16 protein-coding genes are annotated in these 20,781 nt (G+C 72.9%); 6 read left to right on the forward strand and 10 right to left on the reverse strand.

The features are described 5' to 3' along the window. Positions 1–220 precede the first annotated feature (220 nt). Positions 221–415: a hypothetical protein gene (locus tag MID12_RS13475; RefSeq protein WP_040250304.1), complete on the reverse strand. Its 195-nt coding sequence runs from the start codon at positions 413–415 to the stop codon at positions 221–223. Between the two features lie 322 nt (positions 416–737). Here MID12_RS13475 and MID12_RS13480 point away from each other — a divergent pair, with 322 nt between their 5' ends. The 3 genes from MID12_RS13480 to MID12_RS13490 all read left to right on the forward strand — a co-directional run bounded on the left by MID12_RS13480 (position 738) and on the right by MID12_RS13490 (position 4,356). Next, a complete protein-coding gene (locus MID12_RS13480) occupies positions 738–2,618 on the forward strand; it encodes a prolyl oligopeptidase family serine peptidase (protein WP_411576952.1) in 1,881 nt (626 codons plus the stop codon). 163 nt (positions 2,619–2,781) lie between these two features. Further along, a complete protein-coding gene (locus MID12_RS13485) occupies positions 2,782–3,156 on the forward strand; it encodes a VOC family protein (RefSeq protein ID WP_040250307.1) in 375 nt (124 codons plus the stop codon). A 333-nt stretch (positions 3,157–3,489) separates the two neighbouring features. Then, positions 3,490–4,356, forward strand: coding sequence for an SURF1 family protein (locus MID12_RS13490; protein WP_263167294.1), 867 nt, complete (start codon positions 3,490–3,492; stop codon positions 4,354–4,356). Positions 4,357–4,462: 106 nt separating this feature from the next. Here MID12_RS13490 and MID12_RS13495 read toward each other — a convergent pair whose 3' ends face one another. Next, on the reverse strand, positions 4,463–5,314 hold the full coding sequence (locus tag MID12_RS13495; protein ID WP_040250309.1) for a heparin lyase I family protein: 852 nt from the start codon (positions 5,312–5,314) through the stop codon (positions 4,463–4,465). A 151-nt stretch (positions 5,315–5,465) separates the two neighbouring features. Further along, positions 5,466–7,472: a PQQ-binding-like beta-propeller repeat protein gene (locus MID12_RS13500; RefSeq protein ID WP_040250312.1), complete on the reverse strand. Its 2,007-nt coding sequence runs from the start codon at positions 7,470–7,472 to the stop codon at positions 5,466–5,468. Between the two features lie 783 nt (positions 7,473–8,255). Between MID12_RS13500 and MID12_RS13505 the strand changes: the two genes are divergently transcribed. Continuing rightward, a complete protein-coding gene (locus MID12_RS13505; protein ID WP_263167298.1) occupies positions 8,256–9,374 on the forward strand; it encodes a substrate-binding domain-containing protein in 1,119 nt (372 codons plus the stop codon). A gap of 199 nt (positions 9,375–9,573) precedes the next feature. Here the strand turns inward: MID12_RS13505 and MID12_RS13510 are convergent, their stop codons facing one another. From MID12_RS13510 to MID12_RS13525, 4 genes are all read right to left on the reverse strand, one after another. After that, positions 9,574–10,863 carry a hypothetical protein gene (locus MID12_RS13510; RefSeq protein ID WP_263167300.1) on the reverse strand — a complete coding sequence of 430 codons (1,290 nt, stop codon included), beginning with the start codon at positions 10,861–10,863 and terminating at the stop codon, positions 9,574–9,576. Continuing rightward, positions 10,860–11,516: a SigE family RNA polymerase sigma factor gene (locus tag MID12_RS13515; RefSeq protein ID WP_078844952.1), complete on the reverse strand. Its 657-nt coding sequence runs from the start codon at positions 11,514–11,516 to the stop codon at positions 10,860–10,862. Before MID12_RS13515 ends, MID12_RS13510 begins: the two co-directional genes overlap by 4 nt. Before the next feature lie 528 nt (positions 11,517–12,044). Next, the gene (locus MID12_RS13520; protein WP_040250320.1) at positions 12,045–13,100 is read right to left on the reverse strand and encodes an aspartate-semialdehyde dehydrogenase; all 1,056 of its coding nucleotides are present in this window, start codon (positions 13,098–13,100) and stop codon (positions 12,045–12,047) included. 34 nt (positions 13,101–13,134) lie between these two features. Next, positions 13,135–14,406 (reverse strand): aspartate kinase, encoded by a 1,272-nt coding sequence (locus MID12_RS13525; protein WP_040250323.1) that lies wholly within the window; start codon positions 14,404–14,406, stop codon positions 13,135–13,137. 342 nt (positions 14,407–14,748) lie between these two features. Here MID12_RS13525 and MID12_RS13530 point away from each other — a divergent pair, with 342 nt between their 5' ends. Next, positions 14,749–17,583 (forward strand): ABC transporter substrate-binding protein, encoded by a 2,835-nt coding sequence (locus tag MID12_RS13530; RefSeq protein ID WP_263167308.1) that lies wholly within the window; start codon positions 14,749–14,751, stop codon positions 17,581–17,583. Positions 17,584–17,663: 80 nt separating this feature from the next. Here MID12_RS13530 and MID12_RS13535 read toward each other — a convergent pair whose 3' ends face one another. The 3 genes from MID12_RS13535 to MID12_RS13545 all read right to left on the reverse strand — a co-directional run bounded on the left by MID12_RS13535 (position 17,664) and on the right by MID12_RS13545 (position 19,369). Further along, positions 17,664–18,332 carry a DUF5063 domain-containing protein gene (locus MID12_RS13535; protein WP_040250327.1) on the reverse strand — a complete coding sequence of 223 codons (669 nt, stop codon included), beginning with the start codon at positions 18,330–18,332 and terminating at the stop codon, positions 17,664–17,666. Further along, a complete protein-coding gene (recR, locus tag MID12_RS13540) occupies positions 18,325–18,924 on the reverse strand; it encodes a recombination mediator RecR (protein ID WP_040250330.1) in 600 nt (199 codons plus the stop codon). The genes MID12_RS13535 and recR overlap by 8 nt, the downstream gene beginning before the upstream one ends. 106 nt (positions 18,925–19,030) lie before the next feature. Beyond that, positions 19,031–19,369 (reverse strand): YbaB/EbfC family nucleoid-associated protein, encoded by a 339-nt coding sequence (locus MID12_RS13545; protein ID WP_078844954.1) that lies wholly within the window; start codon positions 19,367–19,369, stop codon positions 19,031–19,033. A gap of 596 nt (positions 19,370–19,965) precedes the next feature. On the opposite strand from MID12_RS13545, the gene MID12_RS13550 reads away from it, so the two are divergent. Further along, the gene (locus tag MID12_RS13550) at positions 19,966–20,715 is read left to right on the forward strand and encodes an SLATT domain-containing protein (RefSeq protein ID WP_040250334.1); all 750 of its coding nucleotides are present in this window, start codon (positions 19,966–19,968) and stop codon (positions 20,713–20,715) included. Positions 20,716–20,781 lie beyond the last annotated feature (66 nt).

Below are 20,781 nucleotides of genomic sequence, written 5' to 3' on the forward strand. Positions count from 1 at the left end.
TTGAAGGACGGAAGTCGACGCACAGCCAGAGCCCGGGCCAAAGGAAGAGGGGGAAGGAGGAGAAGGGGGCGAAGGAGGAGGCGGCTGCCGGGGGGTGGGTGGAGCAGGGGTACGGGGTGGGGCGGGCCGGGAGGCGAGGAGGGGGCGGGGCGGAACGGGCGCGGCGCGGGCGACCGGGCGGCGGGGCTGCCGGTCACGGGGGGGGCGCCCGGGCGGCCGGTCAGCCCTTGGGCCAGAGATTGCGCGAGGTGAGCGCGTTCCACTCCGGATCGGGCCGCCCCGGGACCGTTCTGCCCTGCCGGTACCAGCTCTCCAGCAGAGAGGAGTAGATCGGCTCGGGTGCCGCCCGCCCGGGGGGTCTTCGGCTCTCGGGGATGTAGCGCTGCTGCTTCCAGCCGCCCAGGGAATCGGTCATACGTCCTCGTCAGGTGGGGCCGACGACAAGCGGCCCGCCCCGCCGCCGCGCCCTCCCGCCGAGGGGAGACCCGCGGCCGCCAGGCGCCCTGCCGCACCGGGTCCAACGCACCAGCGGGGCGCCGGACATGGGAAGCCGTTCGAACGAGGTACCGGAACGCGCAGAAGCGCAGCTCGGACCCGTACGCCCTACCCGTTCGGCCCAGCCGTCCCGCACCGCCCGCCACCGCGGCCACCTGCGGTTCCGACCCCGCCGCCCCGAGTTATCCACAGGCTGGGGACCCTCTCCCCACGGAATCCCGCTTCCCGTGCACTATGGGGCCATGACTCAGAGCAACAACCCCGGGACCCCGGGCCCGCCCCCCGCCGCCCCGGCAGGCACGGACACCACCATGCCCGACTGGGAGAAGCGCTTCCGCGCACCCCGCGTCTCCCTCCCCGACTGGGCGGAGGACGCCCCCGAGCGCGCCCTGTTCGTCTCCAACGCCACCGGCACCTACGAGCTCTACGCCTGGGACCGCGCCACCGGCAGCAGGCGCCAGGCCACGGACCGCGCCAACGGCACCACCGACGGCGTGCTCACCCCCGACGGCGAGTGGATCTGGTGGTTCGACGACACCGACGGCGACGAGTTCGGCATCTGGCGCCGCCAGCCCTTCGCCGGTCACGCGGACGACAAGGCCGGGACCGGCAAGGACGCGGGCGGCAAGGACGAGGCGGCGGTGCCCGGGCTCGCCCCCTCGTATCCGGCGGGGCTCGCCCTCGGCCGGGACGGGCGCACCGCCGTGATCGGCCGCTCCACCGACGAGGACGGCTCCACCCTCCATGTGGCCCGCGCGGGCGCCGAGACCGTCGAGATCTACCGGCACCGCGAGTCGGCGGGCGTGGGCGACCTCTCGCACGACGGTTCGCTCATCGCCATGGAGCACACCGAGCACGGCGACGCCATGCACTCCGCGCTGCGGGTGATACGGCTCGACGGTTCCACGGTCGCCGAGCTGGACGACACCAGGGGCGGCACCGAGGAGCTCGGCCTGGAGGTCCTCGGCTTCGCCCCCGTCGACGGCGACACCCGGCTGCTCATCGGCCACCAGCGCCGCGGCCGGTGGGAGCCGCTGATCTGGGACGTGACCTCCGGCGAGCAGACCGACCTCCGGCTCGAACTGCCCGGCGACGTCTCCGCCGAGTGGTATCCGGACGGCTCCGCGCTGCTGATCGCGCACAGCTTCGAGGCCCGCAGCGAACTGTGGCGGTACGACATCGCCACGGCCGCCCTGATCCGCATCGAGACTCCCCCGGGTTCGGTGTCCGGTGCGACCGCGCGCCCCGACCACAGCGTCGAGTACCTCTGGTCCTCGGCCGCCGAACCTCCGGTGGTGCGCTCCACCGACGGCGGCGTGGTCCTGGATCCGCCGGGCATGAAGGCCCCGGGCTCCGTCCCCGTCGAGGACGTCTGGGTGGAGGGACCGGGCGGCCGCATCCACGCCCTGGTCCAGCGCCCGGCCGGGACGAGCGGGCCGCTGCCCACCGTCTTCGAGATCCACGGCGGCCCGACCTGGCACGACAGCGACGCCTTCGCCGCGGCCCCGGCGGCCTGGGTCGACCACGGCTACGCCGTCGTCCGGGTCAACTACCGCGGCTCCACCGGGTACGGCCGCGCCTGGACGGACGCGCTCAAGCACCGGGTCGGCCTGATCGAGCTGGAGGACATCGCCGCGGTCCGCGAGTGGGCCGTGACCTCGGGCCTCGCCGACCCGGACCGGCTGATCCTCACCGGCGGCTCCTGGGGCGGCTACCTGACCCTGCTCGGCCTCGGCACCCAGCCGGAGTCCTGGACCCTCGGCATCGCCGCGGTACCGGTGGCCGACTACGTCACGGCGTACCACGACGAGATGGAAGCGCTGAAGGCGATGGACCGCACCCTGCTCGGCGGCACCCCCGAGGAGGTCCCCGACCGCTTCCGCGCCTCCTCCCCGCTGACCTACGTGGACGCCGTCAAGGCACCGGTCTACATCTCGGCCGGGGTGAACGACCCGCGGTGCCCGATCCGCCAGGTCGACAACTACGTCACCCGACTCGCCGCCCGCGAGGCCGTGCACGAGGTCTACCGGTACGACGCGGGCCACGGCTCCCTGGTCGTCGACGAACGCATCAAGCAACTCCGCTTGGAGCTGGAATTCGCGGAGCGGCACCTGGGGCGGTAGAGGAGAAGACCAAGGGAGGGGACAAAGAGGAGAGGAGCGGCGAGGGGAGAAGCGGAGTGCCGGTGGAGAAAGGGAGGGTGGCAACGGGCCGGCACCGATGAGTTTCGCCTCCGGCGGCGGTCACCACCGTGACCGCACCGTACGGAGGAGGAGGCTCAACCTCATGCCGGAGCAGAGCAACATCACCGGACTCGGGATCATCCTCGGCACCACCCGGCGCGACCAGCTCGTCGACTGGTACCGCGCCGCGCTGGAGCCGCTGGGGGCCCGCTGGCAGGAGCACATGCTCGTCGTCGGTGACTCGGCGATCATCGGCTTCGACGAGCGCGACGACCTCGCGGACAAGGCCGCGGAACCCGGGCGGCACCTGATCAACATCACGGTGCGCGACATCCGGGAGACCGAGCGGCACCTGAACACGCTCGGGGTGACCTGGGTGCGGCCGGTCGAGGATGTCGGCGGCGGCTGGTTCTTCTCGACGGTCCTGGACCCGGTCGGCAACTACCTCCAGTTCCTTCAGGGGCCGGGGACGCCGTGAGGAAGCGGGTCGGGGGACTGCCTGCCGAGAGTCGGTGAGGGAACCGGGTCGAGGAGGCTGCGAGACGGGGGTGAGGGGGCCGCGTGAGCGTGGCGCGGGTCCTCGGGGGGCGGGTCCCGGGAGCCAGTGGGTGGGGACGGGGCTGGGCCGAGCTGGGTGGAGAGGGGTCGGGCGGGGCGGGTGTCCTGAGGTGGGTGCCGCGTGTCCGGGTGGGGGTGGGACGGGGCGAGGGAGGAGGGGGGGGGCGGGGGGCGGGGGCGGGGGGGGAGCCCCCCCGGAGGATTGCGAGCCCCCCGAGAACCCCGCCCCCACCCCGCCCCGTACCGTGGTGCTGTGTACCGGTTCCTGCTGACTCCCCGCTGGTGGGGGATCAACATCTTCGTCGTGCTGGCCATCCCCTTCTGTGTGCTCATGGGGTCCTGGCAGCTCGGCCGCTTCGAGGACCGCGTCGACGATCACCGCACGGCCACCGAGAAGTCGGAGCGGGACAGCAAGGCGGCGCCCACCCCGCTCGCCTCCCTGCTCCCGGTGGACAAGGACACCTCGGGACGGCGGGCGCAGGTCGAGGGCCGCTACGGCAAGCAGCTCCTCGTACCCGGCCGGAAGCTCGACGACAAGGACGGCTTCTACGTACTGACGATGCTGCGCACCGGCACCGGCAAGGCCCTCCCCGTGGTGCGCGGCTGGCTGCCCGGGACGGCGGACCCGCGCAGGGCGCCCGCCGCGCCGACCGGAGAGGTCGAGGTCACCGGCGCGCTCCAGGCCTCCGAGAGCGCGAGCACCGACGGGGTGAACCCGGCGGGCGGACTGCCCTCCGGCCAGCTCGGCATGATCAGCGCGGCCTCCCTGGTGAACCTCGTGCCCTACGACGTCTACGACGCCTGGGTCACCCTGGACCGCGCCGACTCCGGTATGCGGGCGGTGCCGGCGGCGGAGCCGGAGGGGACCGGCCTCGACCTCAAGGCCTTCCAGAACCTCGGCTACACCGGCGAGTGGTTCATCTTCGCGGGCTTCGTGCTCTTCATGTGGTTCCGGCTCCTGCGGCGCGAGGTGGAGTTCGTGCGCGACGCGGAACTCGGGCTCCTCCCGGAATCCGGACCGGAACCCGAGGCAGCGGCCCGCGCGCCCGACCCGAACCCGAGCACCGCGAACACCCCGGCGGACACCCGCCACGAGGCAGAGACCTCCCCCCGCCACTGAGCGGACTCCACGCCCCGCCTTCGGAAACCGGCGGCACGCACCCCTTTCAGGTGCCGCCCTCGTGTGTCAGGCGCCGTCCCCGGGCTCCGCGCCCCGCCCCGGGACCTCACCGCCCCCCGCCCAGCTCCTCCACCCGGATGTCGTCGTGCTGGACGATGCGCGTCGGGACGTCGCCGTTGTCGACGGTCTGGTCGGGGCGGTAGAGACCCCACTTGATGTAGCCGAACTCCGCCGGGTTCTTGGGGTGGAAGGTCTGCACGTTCTCGTACGTCTTGCGCAGGGTGAAGTCCGATTCGCCGGGCATCCTGGTCGAGATCTTGTAGTAGCCGGTCTTGTCCTCGGTCCAGCGGACGTCGACGCGGAACCTCATCCACTTGTTGACGTACGAGCGGAAGTCGCCGACCACATCGGCCTGGAGTTCGAGGGTCGGGGACCGGAAGGAGATGCTGTTGCGTTTGGCCATCAGGTAGAAGGAGGGCCAGTTCCCCCCGGCGTGCTTGCCCTGGAAGAGGATGTCGCCGCTCTCCGAGCCTCCTTCCTCGTAGAGCTTCCAGTCCTTCAGGAGGACGCTGAACTCGTAGCGGCGTTCGTCGCCCACGTGGAAGATCCCCTCGGGCACCTCGTTCGTGGCGCTCTCGCTGCGCGGGGCTCCGTCGGATTCGTAGCCGGGGTCGCCGAGGGTCACCTTGTGGGCTACGGCGTGGTCGTCCCCGGAGTCGACGGTGTACGAGGCGTCCTTCGCGGTGGCGTGGGTGGTGGTCAGCTCGGGGATGCCCGAGTTGAGGCTGCCGTCCCGGTAGTCGACGTCGAGCAGCGGGGAGCCGGCGGCGTTCCCCGGCCGCGGTCCCGCCGAGGGGTCCGGCCGGTCCTGGCCCGCTTCGGCGGCGGCCAGGCACACGGCGGTGAGTGTTCCCGCCAGTGCGAGGGCGAGCGAGCCGCGCCTGACTGTCCTGTTCATGTCCGTACGCCTTTCTGTTGTGGGGGTTGTGGGCGTTGGGTTGTGGTGGGGGGAGTTGCTGCGCAGAGGAGTCCTGAGGAGCTCTGAGGAGTCCTGAGGAGCTCTGAGGAGTCCTGAGGCGCTCTGGAAAGCTCTCTGGTGGAGGGGGAGGTCACCGGTCGGGTCGGTCGGTGACCCGGATGAGGTTGCGGCCGCGCATCGTGTAGAGGTGGCCGGCCTCGTCGTGGGTGAGGTGGGAGCCGCTGTACCAGGCGCCGTTGATCTCGGGGACGACGGTGGTGACGGCGAAGGTGCGGGGGTGGAAGCGGAACAGGGTGGTGTCGGAGACCCCGTAGACCACCCCCCGGTTGGTGGTCATGGCCGCGAAGCCGTTGCAGACCTCGCTGACGTCCGCCCGGTGCACGAGGCTCCGGCGGCGGAGGTCGATCACGAAGAAGCCGCCCTTGCGGGAGAGTCCGTAGAGGTGGTGGCCGCGGATCGCGAGCGCGGCCGTACCGGCGGTCTGCTGGGGGTCGATCCGCCAGAGTTCCTTGCCGCGGACGGGGTCGAAGGCGACCACGGTGCTGCGCGGACCGGTGGGGAAGGTGTTGTCGCCGCCGAGGTAGGCCACGCCGTCCCGGCTGGCGATGCCGCGCGGGCACTGCTGCGCGTCGATCGGGTTGACGAAGCACCGGGTGCGGCCGGTCCGCGGGTGGTAGGTCCACAGCGAGCCGCCGCCCTCGGTGTCGGCCTGGACGCCGACGAGTACGAGGCCGTGTGCCTGGTCCAGGGTGACGTCGAGGGGCCGGTTCTGTTCGCGGGGGAAGTGGGCGGCCCGGTGGATGGGCTTGCCGCTGCGGGGGTCGTAGCGCCAGATGCCCTCGGAGCTGTACTGGCCGGTGTAGAGCACCCCTTGGTCGATGACGGCGTCCTTGGCCTCGCCGGGCGCGCGCAGGTTGACGACCTTGCCGGTGCCCAGGGAGTGGCGGGCGAGGGTGCCGGTGCCGCCGACGTAGACGTAACCGCCGCCCGCGGCGAGGCCCATGGCGGTCTGCGCGGTCCTGGGGGCGCCCGCCTCGCCGAGGTCGGTGACCGTGCAGCTCCCCTTCGCCGGGTCGATCTCGGCGACGAAGCCGAAGGCGGAGGTGACCACGGCCTTGCCGTCGCGGCTGTCCACGCCCCAGATCTCGCCCAGTTCGGGTGCTTCGCTCTCGACGGGGGTGACCTTGCCGGACGCGGGGTCGTAGGCGAGGAGTCCGGACTCGGCGGCGTAGTACACGGTGTCGCCGAGGGCGGTGAAGGACTTGGCGACGGTGCCGATGGAGGTGGCGACGGAGTAGGCGGTCAGGTCGTCGAGGTCCATCAGGGCGACCTTGGCCGCTTCCGTCGAGCCCGCGGTGCTGACGGCGAGCCGGTCGCCGAGGACGGCGAGGTCCCGGATGCTCGGGTCGTTCTTCATCTCGGGGGGTGTGACCGTGGTGAAGGTTCCGGCGGAGCGGTCGTAGGCGTACAGGACGGCCCGGCCGGAGTCGCCGCCGCCGTTGAAGGTGGTGCCCGCGCCGAAGAACACGGTGGATTCCGTCGCCGCGACGGCGCGTACGAGGGTGCCCTTGGGGCCGGGGGTACCGGCGTTGCGGATGGTGAGGGTCTTCGGGTCGCACTCCCAGAGCGCGGGTGCGGTCTCGGAGCCGCCGCCGACGGCGTAGGCGTAGCCGTCGGGGGCGACGGTGAGGGCGCGGACGTCGCGGTCGCCGATGTGGCCGATCTCCTCGGCGGGGGTGCCGGGTGCCGTGAGGTCCCAGCGGAAGAGGTTGGGCGCGGTGCCGGCGGACTTCTGGAGCACCCCGGCGTACAGGTAGCGGCCGGTGGGGTCGGCGGCGAGGGCCTGGACGGAGTGGCCGTTGCCCAGGTCGGTCCCGGCCACCACTTTGCGGGTCGGCAGGTGGAGGGCGATCAGGCGTACGGGGTCGACGTTGCGGGAGCCGATGTAGACGGTGTCGCCGACGAGTACGGCGCTCATCAGGGAGAACTGGACGACGGCGGGCCCGAGGTCGGTGATCCTGGTGGTGGGCCGGGTGGCGGCGGCGCCCTCTCGTGTCGCGAGGCCGAGGGAGGCGGCGAGACCGGCGGCACCTCCCGCCTGGAGGACGAGTCGTCTGCTGATCCGGGGGTGGGGCATGTCTTCCTCCTGTGGTGCGGGGCGGCCGGTGGGCCGACGGCCGGGACGGCGGGGAGAGCGAACCGGCCGCGTGCTGGGCGAAGTCGCGGGCGGCGGCGTACGGATACCTGGCGGTGGGAGGGTGCCGCCGGGGGGGTACGGCGCCGGGACCTCCTTTCACGGAGCGAGGTGTCCGCACACTTCAGCGCCCGTGGCAGCCGAGGTCAACGAGAACGAACCCAAGCGATCAGAATCGATGGGAAAAGAAAGCAGATGAGGGGCAGGGGAAGGGTCCCGCCCGTCGGCGTGCCGGACGTCCGGGCCCGCGGGACGGGCTGCCGACCGCGGTGAACATGCCGCTGACCTGGCAATGATCACCGTGAGACCAGGTCCTCCGCCTTCCGCTCCGCCCGGCCGATGCGGTAGAACGGCGGCACCGGCAGAGAAACGGAACGAAGACAAGCGATCGCTCGCGGGCACCGGAACCGCGAACAGGAAGCGCAGGAACCGCCGCACGGGAAGCACGGGAACCGCAGCACAGGAACCGCGCCACGGGATTCGCAGCGCCCCAGGACTCGGAGCACACCGGACTGGCGGCGCACCGGATTGCACAGCGCACCGGACTCACAGCGCACCGGACTCACAGCGCGCGAGAACCGCGGCGCGCCAGGATGCGCCGCGCACGGACCTGCGAGCCGCGCGGGCACCACCTGCGCGGCTCGCCGCGGCAGGCACAGCTCGCCGCAGCAGGAGCAGCTCGCCGCAGGAGAAGAACTCTCAGCGGGAGAAGAAGGGAAGGGCCCGATGGTGCTGGCGTCGGAGCGGCAGGAGGTGATCCTCGCCGCGGTCCGCGAGCGCGGCACCGTGCGGCTGGCCGATCTGGTCGCCCGCCTCGGGGTGACCGCGGTGACGGTGCGCCGCGATGTCACCCTCCTCGCCGACCGGGGTCTGGTGCAGCGGGTGCACGGCGGGGTGACCCTCCCCCACCGCGGGCACTCCGCCGAGCCGAGGCTCTCCACGCTCGCCGGGGCGCTCGCGCGGCCGCCCGGCCAGGCCTTGGTGGGCATGGTGGTGCCCACCGTCGAGTTCTACTGGCCGGCCGTGATCCAGGGCGCGCAGTCGGCGGTGGCCGCCACGGGTGGTCGGCTGGCGCTGCGCGCCTCGGCGTACGACGCCGTGGAGGACCGCCGCCAGGTCTCCGCGCTGCTCGACCGCGGGGCGCGCACCCTGCTCATCGCCCCGACCACCACCACCGGCGCCGGAGTCGACCTGCTGCGCTGGCTCGGCGGCCTCAGCATCCCGGTCCTGCTGGTGGAACGGCTGCCGCCGCCGTCCCTGCCCACGCTGCCGCTCGACGCGGCCACCACCGCGCACAGCCTGGGCGCGGGCCTCGCGGTACGGCATCTGGTCACGCTCGGGCACCGCAGGATCGCCTTCGTCACCGCCCGCTTCAGCCCCACCACCAAGGCCCTGCGCGAGGGCTGGCGGGAGACCGCCGCCTTGCTCGAACTGCCCCGGGAGGGCAGGGAGTTCGAGGTGCCGCCGTACGGCTCGGCGGGCTGGGCCGAGGCCTACGACGCCGTGCTCCGGGAGTGCCGCGAGGCGGGGGTGACGGCCCTGTTCGTGCACTCCGACCGGGAGGCCATCGGCCTGGCGGAGCGGGTCCGCGACCACGGGCTCTCCGTACCCGAGGACATGGCCCTGGTCTCCTACGACGACGAGGTGGCTGCCGCCTCCGATCCCCCGCTGACCGCGGTCCGCCCGCCGAAGCACCGGCTGGGCGCGCTCGCCGCCGAGATGGCGCTGGCCCGGATGCACGACCCGGCCGAACGCCCCGTGCACCGCGTGCAGTTGTGGCCGACCCTGGTGGTCCGCGCCTCCTGTGGGGGCGCGGCGGACGAGGAGTCGGCACCCGGCCGCTGATCGGTCACCGGCGGCTCCGCGATCCGGGATCCGGTTACGCGGAGTCCGGGCAGGGCGGTCGGGTCACACGGAAGCCCGGCCGGTCGGTCCGGTCACGCGGCAGCCGGTTCGAAACCCTGGACCGATCGGTCCGGTCACACGGAAGCCGACCGGTTCGGGACCCTGGAGTCACGACCCGCTCAGCACTCCCGCCCCGCCCTCAGGACCCGGCCAGCACCCCCGTCTTGTACAGCGTGCCCGCGCAGGCGTTCGGGATGGTGGTCGACGCCGACGGGGCGCCCGGTTCCGCGACGTGGGAGACGGCGACGCTGCCGCCGCCGTCGTCGGCGAGCTGTGCCGACATGCCGGTCTGGTCGGTGTTGCCGGGGCTGTCGGTGGGCGTCGGGTCGGTGGAGGGGCCGCCGGGGTCGCCGCAGGACTCGGTGGGCACCCAGGCGAACTTGACCTCGTAGGACATGCCCGGCTGGAGGACGAGCTGCCCCGCTTCCTGGGAGGGGTCGGGCAGTCCGCTGCCGTCGCCCGAGGTGTGGTCGACGACGTTGATCTTCCCGGGCTCCGCGGTGCCCTGGGCGGAGGTGAGGAGGCCGCCGGGGCCGCCCACGGTGCAGTTGGACGCGGAGACGTTGCTGACGCGGAAGGTGCCGTAGACCCTGCCGGTGCCGTCCGGGCCGGTGAGGCTGGCGGTGGCGTTGCCGAGTTCGGCGGCGCTGCAGCTGGGGGAGCTGACGGACATGGTGTTGTCCGGCTGCGGGTCCTTGCTGGGCTGGTCGCCCTTGTCGGTGCCGTCCTCGCCCTTGCCGTCGTCCTTGCCCTCGGAGCCCCGGCTGGCGCCGGAGCCGTCCGGCTCGGTGTCGTGGGAGCCCTCGTCGGGGCCGCGGCCCTCGCTGCTGCCGCCCTGGGTGTCCTCGCGGTGCCCGGCGATCGAGGGGCGGTCGTCGGAGGCGCCGGGTGAGCGGGAGACGTGGATGACGGCGGGTACCGCGGTGCCGAGCAGGACCGCCGTGGCGAGCGCGCCGACCAGGGCCTGCCGCTTGCGGGCCGCGCGGGCGGGCACGGCGCGCCGCAGGTGCTGGAGGGTGCCGTCCCGGGGTTCGAGGTCCTGGACGGCGCCGTGCAGCAGGCGGCGCAGCGCCTCCTCGTCGGCGCCCGGCCCGTCCTCGTACAGGTACGGGAGGCCGTGGTCGCGGCGGGCGGCGAGTTCGTCGAGCGGGTGCCCGGCGTCCCGGCGGTCCTCCTGGCGGCCCTCGTCCCGGCTCGCGCCGTCGGGGCTCTCGCCGTCGCGGCGCTCGTCGTCCTGGTGGTCGTTCATGGTGCGGTTCCCGGCATGCTGTTCCTCGGCGGACGTGGATTCCTGCCCCTGGGACGTGCCGGAGGGCGCTTCGGATCCCTCGTCCTGCCGTCGCGCGAGGCCGCCGCCGTGCGGGGCGGCGCTCTCGTCCGGGGCGGTGTTCTCGTCGCGGTTCACCGGGTGGTCCTCGGGCCGGTTCATACGGGTTCCTCCATCGCGACGCGCAGTGCCGCGATGCCACGTGAACCATAGGCCTTCACGGAGCCCAGCGATATCCCGAGGGTGTCGGCGACCTGGGCCTCGGTCATGTCCGCGAAGTACCGCAGGACGAGGACCTCCCGCTGACGGCGCTGGAGTCCGCGCATGGCCTTGATGAGGGCGTCGCGTTCGAGCTGGTCGTAGGCGCCTTCCTCGGCGCTCGCCATGTCCGGCATCGGCTTGGAGAGGAGCTTCAGGCCGAGGATGCGGCGGCGCAGCGCGGAGCGGGAGAGGTTGACCACGGTCTGGCGCAGGTAGGCCAGGGTCTTCTCGGGGTCGCGGACGCGCTTGCGGGCGGAGTGGACGCGGATGAAGGCCTCTTGGACGACGTCCTCGCAGGAGGCGGTGTCGTCGAGGAGGAGGGCCGCGAGTCCGAGCAGCGACCGGTAGTGGGCGCGGTAGGTCTCGGTGAGATGGTCGACCGTGGTGCCCGCGGCGGCCTCGTCGGCGCCTTCGCGCTGGCCGGGTACGCGGGCGGGCCTCGTCGTCTGGGGCATGGGCGCGATCACCGGCATGCCGCCGGCCGCCGCCAGGCGGGGCCGGAGGGGCGGTCGGAGGGCTGCGCCGCTCGCTGTGAAGTCAAGTACCTCTGCCACGACTGTTTGACGCGCGTACCCCCGCGAGGGTTGTATGCGGCGCCGGTCACATCTGCCGTCTGCCGTGCGGGGCCGGTCGTTGCTCTTCGGCCGGGGTCCGCCGTTCGCGAGCCGGGGTTCGCGGCGGTCCGGGTCATGGCGTGCCGCGGTGCCTCGCATGCTGTCATCGGTACCAGCTCTTCCCCTGTGCCCCGTCGTCCGCGGATGTGTGCTGCGCCCCTGGTGCCAATGGGGGGTGACCGCGAAGACGCTCCGCGCCGGGTGTGCGGTTGCACGGGCGGGGAGCGAATTCCCGGGCGCCTGCGAGCCGGTTCACCGGCCGCGCCACTGTTCGCGGGTGGGCGGCCCACCCCTGCGCCGCCCATGGTCAGTCCGTAGATCCTATAAACAATTCCGGGCGGCGCCAGGGATCTTCCGGCCCCCGGATGTGAACAGTCCACCACGTACCGGTTCCTGCACGGTACGCACACAAAGCGGGCGGTACGGAAACGGGGCGGCCCGGGGCGGGATGCTCGCCTCTTCGGCGCGTCAGCCCGTCAACTCCGCGGCCACGAGTTCGGCGATCTGGGTGGTGTTGAGGGCGCCGCCCTTGCGGAGGTTGTCGCCGCAGACGAAGAGTTCGAGGGCGGTGGGGTCGTCGAGGGAGCGGCGCACGCGGCCGACCCAGGTGGGGTCGGTGCCGACGACATCGGCCGGGGTGGGGAACTCCCCCGCCTCGGGGTTGTCGAAGAGGACCACTCCGGGCGCGGTGGCGAGGATCTCGCGGGCCCGGTCGACGGTGACCTCGTTCTCGAACCGGGCGTGGACGGTGAGCGAGTGGGCGGTGACCACGGGCACCTGGACGCAGGTGGCGGTGACCGGGAGGTCCGGCAGCGAGAGGATCCGGCGGGACTCCTCGCGGATGCGCATCTCCTCGGTGGTCCAGCCCTGCTCGCCGAGGGCGCCGGCCCAGGGCACGACGTTGAGGGCGACCGGTTCGGGGAAGGGCCCGGTGTTCTCGCCGACGGCGCGGCGCACATCGCCGGGGGTGGTGCCGAGCGCGCTGCCCGCGACGAGTTCGAGCTGGGCGCGCAGGGTGTCGATGCCGGACTGCCCGGCCTCGGAGACGGCCTGGTAGGAGGAGACGACCAGTTCGCGCAGGCCGAACTCGGCGTGCAGCGCCCCGACGGCGACGATCATCGACAGGGTGGTGCAGTGCGGGTTGGCGAGGATGCCGCGCGGCCGGGTGCGGGCGGCGTGCGGGTTGACCTCGGGGACGACGAGCGGTACCTCGGGGTCGGCGCGGAAGGCGCCGGAGTTGTCGACGACGACGGTGCCGCGCTCCGCGGCGAGGGGCGCCCAGTGCGCGGCGACCTCTTCGGGCACGTCGAACATGGCGAGGTCGACGCCGTCGAGGGCGCCCTCGGTAAGCGGGAGGACTTCGCTCTCCTCCCCGCGGACGGTCAGCTTGCGGCCGGCCGAGCGCGGGGAGGCGACAAGCCTGATCTCGCCCCAGATGTCCGCGTGCTGGGACAGGATCTGGAGCATCACGGTGCCGACGGCCCCGGTCGCTCCCACGACCGCGAGCGTCGGACGGCCCGTCATCGCGTACGGCCTCCCGTGCGGGCGCCCCGGGCGGTCACCGGCCGGTGCCGCCGTAGACGACCGCCTCGTCGCTGTCGGAGTCGAGTCCGAAGGCGGTGTGCACCGCGCGTACGGACTCGTTGACGTCCTCGGCGCGGGTGACGACGGAGATGCGGATCTCGGAGGTGGAGATCAGCTCGATGTTGACCCCGGCGTCGCTGAGGGCCTCGAAGAAGGTGGCGGTGACTCCGGGGTTGGTCTTCATCCCGGCGCCGACGAGGGAGATCTTGGCGATCTGGTCGTCGTAGCGCAGGGATTCGTACCCGACCTGGGCGCGGGTCTTCTCCAGTGCGTCGACGGCCTTGCGGCCCTCGGTCTTCGGCAGCGTGAAGGAGATGTCGGTCAGGCCGGTGGTGGCCGCGGAGACGTTCTGCACCACCATGTCGATGTTGACCTGGGCGTCCGCGATGGCGCGGAAGATCGCGGCGGCCTCGCCCGGCTTGTCCGGTACTCCGACGACGGTGATCTTCGCCTCGGAGGTGTCGTGGGCGACACCGGAGATGATGGCCTGCTCCACCTTGCGGTCCCCTCGCGGTTCGTTGCTGACCCAGGTGCCCTGCAGTCCGGAGAAGGAGGACCGCACATGGATCGGGATGTTGTATCGGCGCGCGTATTCCACGCAGCGGTGCAGCAGCACCTTGGAGCCGGAGCTGGCGAGCTCCAGCATGTCCTCGAAGGAGATCCAGTCGATCTTGCGCGCCTTCTTCACGACGCGCGGGTCGGCGGTGAAGACACCGTCGACATCGGTGTAGATCTCGCAGACGTCGGCGTCCAGGGCGGCCGCCAGCGCCACCGCCGTGGTGTCGGAGCCGCCTCGTCCCAGGGTGGTGATGTCCTTCTTGTCCTGGGAGACGCCCTGGAATCCGGCGACGATGGCGATATTGCCCTCGTCGACGGAGGTCTTGATCCGGCCCGGCGTGACATCGATGATCCGCGCTTTGTTGTGGACCGAGTCGGTGATCACGCCTGCCTGGCTGCCGGTGAACGACTGGGCCTCGTGGCCCAGGTTCTTGATCGCCATCGCCAGCAGGGCCATGGAGATCCGCTCTCCGGCGGTCAGCAGCATGTCGAACTCGCGGCCGGAAGGCATCGGTGACACCTGTCCGGCGAGATCGATCAGCTCGTCCGTCGTGTCGCCCATCGCGGAAACCACGACGACCACCTGGTGGCCGTTCTGCTTGGCTTCGACGATTCTCTTGGCGACCCGCTTGATGCCCTCGGCATCGGCTACGGAGGAGCCTCCGTACTTCTGCACGACAAGGCTCACGTGCGCTCCTCGCTCAATCCTTTTTGTGCGGTCGGCTCAGTTTATCGGGCGGCCGGAATCCGCCCCACTGGTCTCATATCGCGAGATGTCCCGCTCACGACATGATCACAGGGAGCTGGGCGCTTCCCACAGCGATGACCCTTCCGGCCGCCCGGGAAGCCTCTGCCCACAAGCGGAGCAAACACTCCGGAAAGTGGGGCGGCTCACAACCGGGACCGGGTACGGGGGCGGGTCCCCGGATGAGTACGGGAGTGAGTACGGCAGCGGAGGGCGGCGCCGGGCGCCTCTGGTTGGATGGGGGCTTCGGGCGCCGGGGCAGCGCCCGGGCGAGGGGGGACGGGGATGCGGGGCTCAGTTCTGGACGGGCGGTACCGGCTCCTGGCGGAGATCGGCGCCGGCGGCATGGGCCAGGTCTGGCGGGCCGAGGACTCCCGGCTCGGCAGGCGGGTCGCGGTGAAGCTGCTGAGCGTGCCGCCCGGCACCCCCGCCGCCGCGCGCGAGCGGCTGCTCGCCATGTTCGTGCGCGAGGCGCGGGCCGCGGCCTCGCTGGACAGCTCGTACATCGTCCCGGTCTTCGACCACGGCGTGCACGAGGGGACCCCGTACCTGGTCATGCCGCATCTGCTCGGCCGCACCGTGCGCGAGCTGATCGCCGAGGAGGGGGCGCTGCCGCTCGGGCGGATCGCGGAGGTCTGCGCGCAGGTCTGCCGGGCGCTCGCCGCCGCGCACGGGGCGGGCATCGTCCACCGGGACGTGAAACCGGCCAACGTCATGGTGACCGCCGAGGGCACCGTGAAGATGCTGGACTTCGGCCTCGCGAAGTTCCTCGACGCCACCTCGGTCACCGGCTACCTCACCGCCTCCGCCGACGCCCCCATCGGCACCCTGCACTACATGGCGCCGGAGCGCTTCACCGGCAAGGGCGACGACGGCCGCACCGACGTCTACGCGCTCGGCTGCATGGCCTACGAGATGGCCACCGGCTCCCCGCCCTTCGACTCCGGCTCGGCCGCCGCCCTGATGCACTGCCACGTCTACGAGGCGCCGGGACCTCCCTCGCTGCGCCGCGCGGGCCTGCCCGCCGACTGGGACCGCCTGCTGCTGCGCATGCTGGCCAAGGAGCCGGACGGCCGCCCCGACGCCCGCCAGGCCGAGACCGCCTTCACCGCCTTGGCGGCGGCGGCCCCGGCTGCGGCCCAGGCTTCGGCTCCGGCCGTGAGTGATTCCGCGGCGAAGGTCCCCACCTCCGGCGACCCCGCGGGCACCGGCACGGCCCCGCCCGCCCCGGCCCCCGCGCCCGGCCCCGACTCGTACCCCCTGCTCCCGCCCCGCCCCGCCTACGCGCCCCCGCCCGGGCAGTTCGGCCCGCCCTCCGCGCTGCTGCCGCCCCAGCCGCCGGTGCCGGGGCCCGGCGGCGGTACGCACCGCCGCCGCTGGTGGGCCGTGGCCGCCGCGGCGGTCGCCCTCGCGGCCGTCGCCGGCACCCTCACCGTCCTGGACCCCTTCGGGGGCGGCGGGGACGACGGTACGAAGACCGACGGCAAGGGCAGCCCCTCCCCCGGCCCCGTCGTGGCGGCCTCCGCCGTGGCGCCGCTCGCCAGGACGCAGACCCTGGCCACCGGCACCGAGGCCGACTCCCGGGGACCGGCGCCCGCCGTCCGGGGCGCCCGCGCCGGGGGCACCGTCACCGTCCTGGAGCCGGGCCTCCTGGAGCACACCGACCCCGGCAAGATCTGGTCGGAGGGCGAGCGCCTGCTCAGCCACCTCCTGCACCGCTCGCTCACCGGCCTGAAGACCGGGCGGGACGGCGGCGTGAAGGTGGTCGGCGACCTGGCCGAGGGCCCCGGCACCGCCTCCGACGGCGGCCGGACCTGGACCTTCCGGCTGAAGCCGGGCCTCAGATACAGCGACGGCTCCGCGGTGCGCGCGGCGGACTTCGCGTACGCCGTCGAACGCGCCATGAGCACGGAGTCGGACTTCACCCTCGGCGACCTGACCCTGCGCACCTTCCTGCTCGGCGAGGGCAAGGAGACCGGCGAGCTGCCCGCGGACGCCGTCGAGACCCCCGACGAGCGCACCGTGGTCTACCACCTCGCCAAGGCCCATCCGGATTTCGATGTCGTCCTCACGGGGCCGGGCGGGGTCCCGGTCCCGGAGAAGGGCGACGACCCGGAGATCAAGCCGGAGGACCAGCCGTCCACCGGCCCGTACCGGGTCAGCAGCTTCACCGGCGGCAAGGGCCTGCAACTGGTCCGCAACCGCGAATGGGACCCGGACACCGACCCGCTGCGCACCGCGTATCCGGACCGGTTCGGCGTGGAGGCGAATGTGGACGCGGCGGCGGTGCTCAAGCGCACCGGGTCCGCGGGCGACGGCGAGCCGGTGATGACCTTCACCGGCGCGCTCAAGGCCTCCGACGCCGGGGGCGAGGGCACCGAGGTGGTCAGCGCCCCGGCGCCGCTGGTGCAGTCGTACACCCTGAACACCGAGCGGCTGAAGGACCAGAAGGTCCGCGAGGCGGTGGTCACCGCGCTGCCCGCGGCCGCCCTGCTCAAGGCCTCCGGCGAGCGGGGCGAGGTCCGGCGCAGCATCCTGCCGCCGGGGGTGCGCGGCGCCCGGAAGCTCGACGTGCACGGCGCCGGTGCCGACGGCGATCCCGCCAGGGCCCGCGCTCTGCTGGCACAGGCCTCGCAGGACGACCGCCGGATCACCCTCGGGGCGAGCGAGGTGGACAAGGAGCGCACGGCCGTCGTCGAACAGGCGTTGGAGAAGGCCGGGTTCGAGGTCACCGTGGAGACCGACGAGGTCGGCACCTTCTACCAGAAGGCCAAGGACGGCGACTACGACCTCTTCCGGCTCCCGCTCGGCGGCGGCTTCCCGGTGGCCTCGACCTTCCTGCCCTCGTACTTCGACAGCCGCCTCGGCGAGAGCCAGTCCATCAACTACTCCCGGCTCTCCTCCGGCACCGTCGACGAGGCCATCGACGAGGCGACCGCCACCGGCGACCTCGCGGCGGCCGGGAAGCTGTGGTCCGCGCTCGACCGCCGGGTCACCGAACTCGCCGCCGTCGCCCCGGTGTACGTACAGCGGCGCGACTACCCGCACAGCGCGGCGCTGAAGGGGCTGCAGGCGGGCCTGGAGGGGGTCTCACCGCTCAACGCCTGGGTCGAGCGGTGACCTCCGGGCACTGATCGGTGAGGCCCGCGCCGGGCCGTGAAATCCGGGGGCCGGGCTGGGGCTGCCCAGCGCCCCGGCCGCTACTTGACCGGCCGCAGGCCCAGCGGCCCGGCGATCTCCCGGGCCATGACCTGCCCGGCCTCCTCCGCCAGCGCCTCCTCGCCGAGGTCCTGGTCGGTGTCGAGCCCGTCCAGCTCGTCGAGCGGCTGGTCCAGGCGGATGTGGGTGAGCAGCGACTGCAGGGCGCGCAGCACCGCGGAGACGGTGGAGCCCCAGTTGGAGAAGTACGAGAACTGCCACCACCACAGCGCCTCGGTGGTGCGGCCCGCGTGGTAGTGCACCAGGCCGTGCCGCAGGTCGGCGACGGCGTCGGCGAGGTCGTCGGAGATGCGGGCGGCGACCCGGGCCTTGCGGGGCTCGTAGGGGTCGAAGACCTCGGAGTAGACATCGACCTGTTCGAGCAGGCGGGCCAGCTGCTCGCGCAGGATCTCCACGTCGCTGTCCGGCCCGGGGTCGGTCTCGTAGCGCTCCTCGGGGACGATGTCCTGGTGGAAGCCGAGGCGTCCGCCCGCGAACATCAGCTGGGAGACCTCCAGCAGCAGGAAGGGCAGCGCCGAGCCGGGGTCGTCGCCCTTGGCGATCTCCGTGATCGCGACGACGAAGCTCTCGATCTGGTCGGAGATCTGGACCGCGAAGTCGTCGGGGTCCTGGGCGGCGGAATGCAGCATGGCGTCGTTGGTCTCAGACATCGAGCAACCTTCTCCCCTCGAAGGCACGTCCCAGCGTGACCTCGTCGGCGTACTCCAGATCGCCTCCCACCGGGAGGCCGCTGGCCAGGCGGGTGACCCTGAGGCCCATGGGCTTGATCATGCGCGCGAGGTACGTGGCGGTGGCCTCGCCCTCGAGGTTCGGATCGGTGGCGAGGATCAGCTCGGTGACGGTGCCGTCGGCGAGCCGGGCGAGCAGTTCGCGGATCCTGAGGTCGTCGGGGCCGACGCCCTCGATGGGGCTGATGGCGCCGCCGAGGACGTGGTAGCGGCCGCGGAACTCACGGGTCCGCTCGATCGCGACGACGTCCTTGGGCTCCTCGACCACGCAGATCACCGCGGGATCGCGGCGGGTGTCGCGGCAGATGTTGCACCGCTCCTCCTGCGCCACATTGCCGCAGACCGCGCAGAAGCGGACCTTCGCCTTCACCTCGGTCAGCGCGTGGGCGAGGCGCCGTACGTCGGTGGGCTCCGCCTGCAGGATGTGGAAGGCGATCCGCTGCGCGCTCTTGGGACCCACGCCGGGCAGCCTGCCCAGTTCGTCGATCAGGTCCTGGACCACGCCTTCGTACAACGGACTGCCTTCCTCTGGTCTGCTGCTGTGTACGGTAGTTGGCCGCCGGAGCGGTGAGAAGTGCGAGCGGCTTCCCGGCTGCGGCCGCCGTCCGGTACCGGCCGGTTCAGAAGGGCAGGCCGGGGATGCCGCCGCCCATGCCCTGGGCGAGCGGGCCGAGCTTCTCCTGCTGGAGCTGCGCGGCGTTGGCATTGGCCGCCTGCACGGCCGCGACCACGAGATCGGCGAGCGTCTCGGTGTCCTCCGGGTCGACCGCCTTCGGGTCGATCCTCAGGCCCCGCAGCTCGCCGGAGCCGGTCACGGTCGCCTCGACGAGCCCGCCGCCCGCCTGGCCCTTGACCTCGGTCGCCGCCAGTTCCTCCTGGGCGACGGCGAGGTCCTGCTGCATCTTCTGGGCCTGCTGGAGCAGTTGCTGCATATCGGGCTGGCCACCACCGGGAATCACGGGCGCTCACTCCTGAGGTTCGGGGGTCTCGGCACCGGCCGGGTGGCCGGAACCGCTGTCCTGTGCGGTTGTCGTCCGCGGATGCGGTCGTCGTCTACGCGTATGCGCTTGTCGGCCGCCGCTGTGCGGCACCGGCCGCGGTTGCCGTCCGCCACCGCCGCCGTCCGCCGCGGGCGGACACCGTATCCGGATACGGCAGGGGGCGAATGTCCGCTTGGCACGAGCCTACGTGCTCGCCGCACCGCTCGCTCCGGCACTCTTTCGGGTGAGCCGGACCCGGCTCCTCTACCTGATCACAGCCCCCTTCCGGGCTCAATCCCCCCGAAACGCGGCCCATGGCCACCCATTGGGCGGTAGTAAGGGGGCTGCGCGCGAGCCGTCCGGTGGCGGGGGTCGCACGCGCGTGCCCATGCGCCCGCCGGGTCCCGCCCGGCCCGCGCGGTCGGGCCGGTGCCGGGGGAGGCGCGGGCGCGTCTCGGGCTGTGCTGCCGGGCGGGTGCCCGCAGCCGTCCACAGACAAGTCCGCGGGCAAGTCCGCCAGGAGAAGCGCAGACATCCGCGAGGAGAAGCGCAGCGAAGCGCAGAGGGAGTGCCGGGTGAGCCAGCCGGAGAAGCAGCCCGAGGGGCCGCCCCAGCAGGAACGGGGCGAGGGCGGGGGCGGGGGCCCGGCCGGAAGGAGCGATCTGCGGGGGCGGAGCTTTCCGCACGGAGACTGGGAGGAGCCCGCCGAACGCCTCGACGAGCTGTACCGCTGGGTGGAGCAGGGCGCCCTGCAGACCGCCGACTGGTATCTCGGCGACCGGATCTGGAAGCGGCGCGGCGCCCGCGCCCTGCGCGCCGGGGCGGCCGTCTCCGCGGTGACCGCGGCGGTCCTGCCGCTGCTCGCGCTCACGGACTCGGCGAGCGAGGCCGCGCCCTGGGCCTTCCTGGCGCTGCTGCTCGCCGTCGCCTGCGTGTGCTGCGACCGCTACTTCGGCCTGACCTCGGGCTGGATAAGGGACATGGCGACCGCCCAGGCGGTGCAGCGCCGCCTCCAGGTGCTCCAGTTCGACTGGGCCTCGGAGTGCGTACGGGAGGTCCTCGGACCCGCGGAGGGCACCGCGAGCGAGGCCACCGAGCGCTGCCTGACCGTGCTGCGGCGCTTCTCCGAGGACGTCACCGAGCTGGTACGGGCCGAGACGGCGGGCTGGATGGTCGAGTTCCGCTCGGGCCCCGCGCCGCTGTCCCTCCAGGCCTCGCTGCCGGGCACACCGCGCGGCGAGGGCGGCGCCCCGGCGGGCCGCTTCCCGCTCCCACCGGGCGCCCGCCCCAATATGCCGCGCCAGCGTCCGCCGGAACCGCTGTAGCCGGACGGACTGCGGTAGCCGGGCGGACCGCCGGGCCGGGCGCCGCCGGGGCCGGACACCGTCGCG

This window comes from Streptomyces sp. SCSIO ZS0520 (assembly GCF_025643355.1).
In the GTDB taxonomy this organism is placed as follows: Bacteria; Actinomycetota; Actinomycetes; order Streptomycetales; family Streptomycetaceae; genus Streptomyces; species Streptomyces physcomitrii.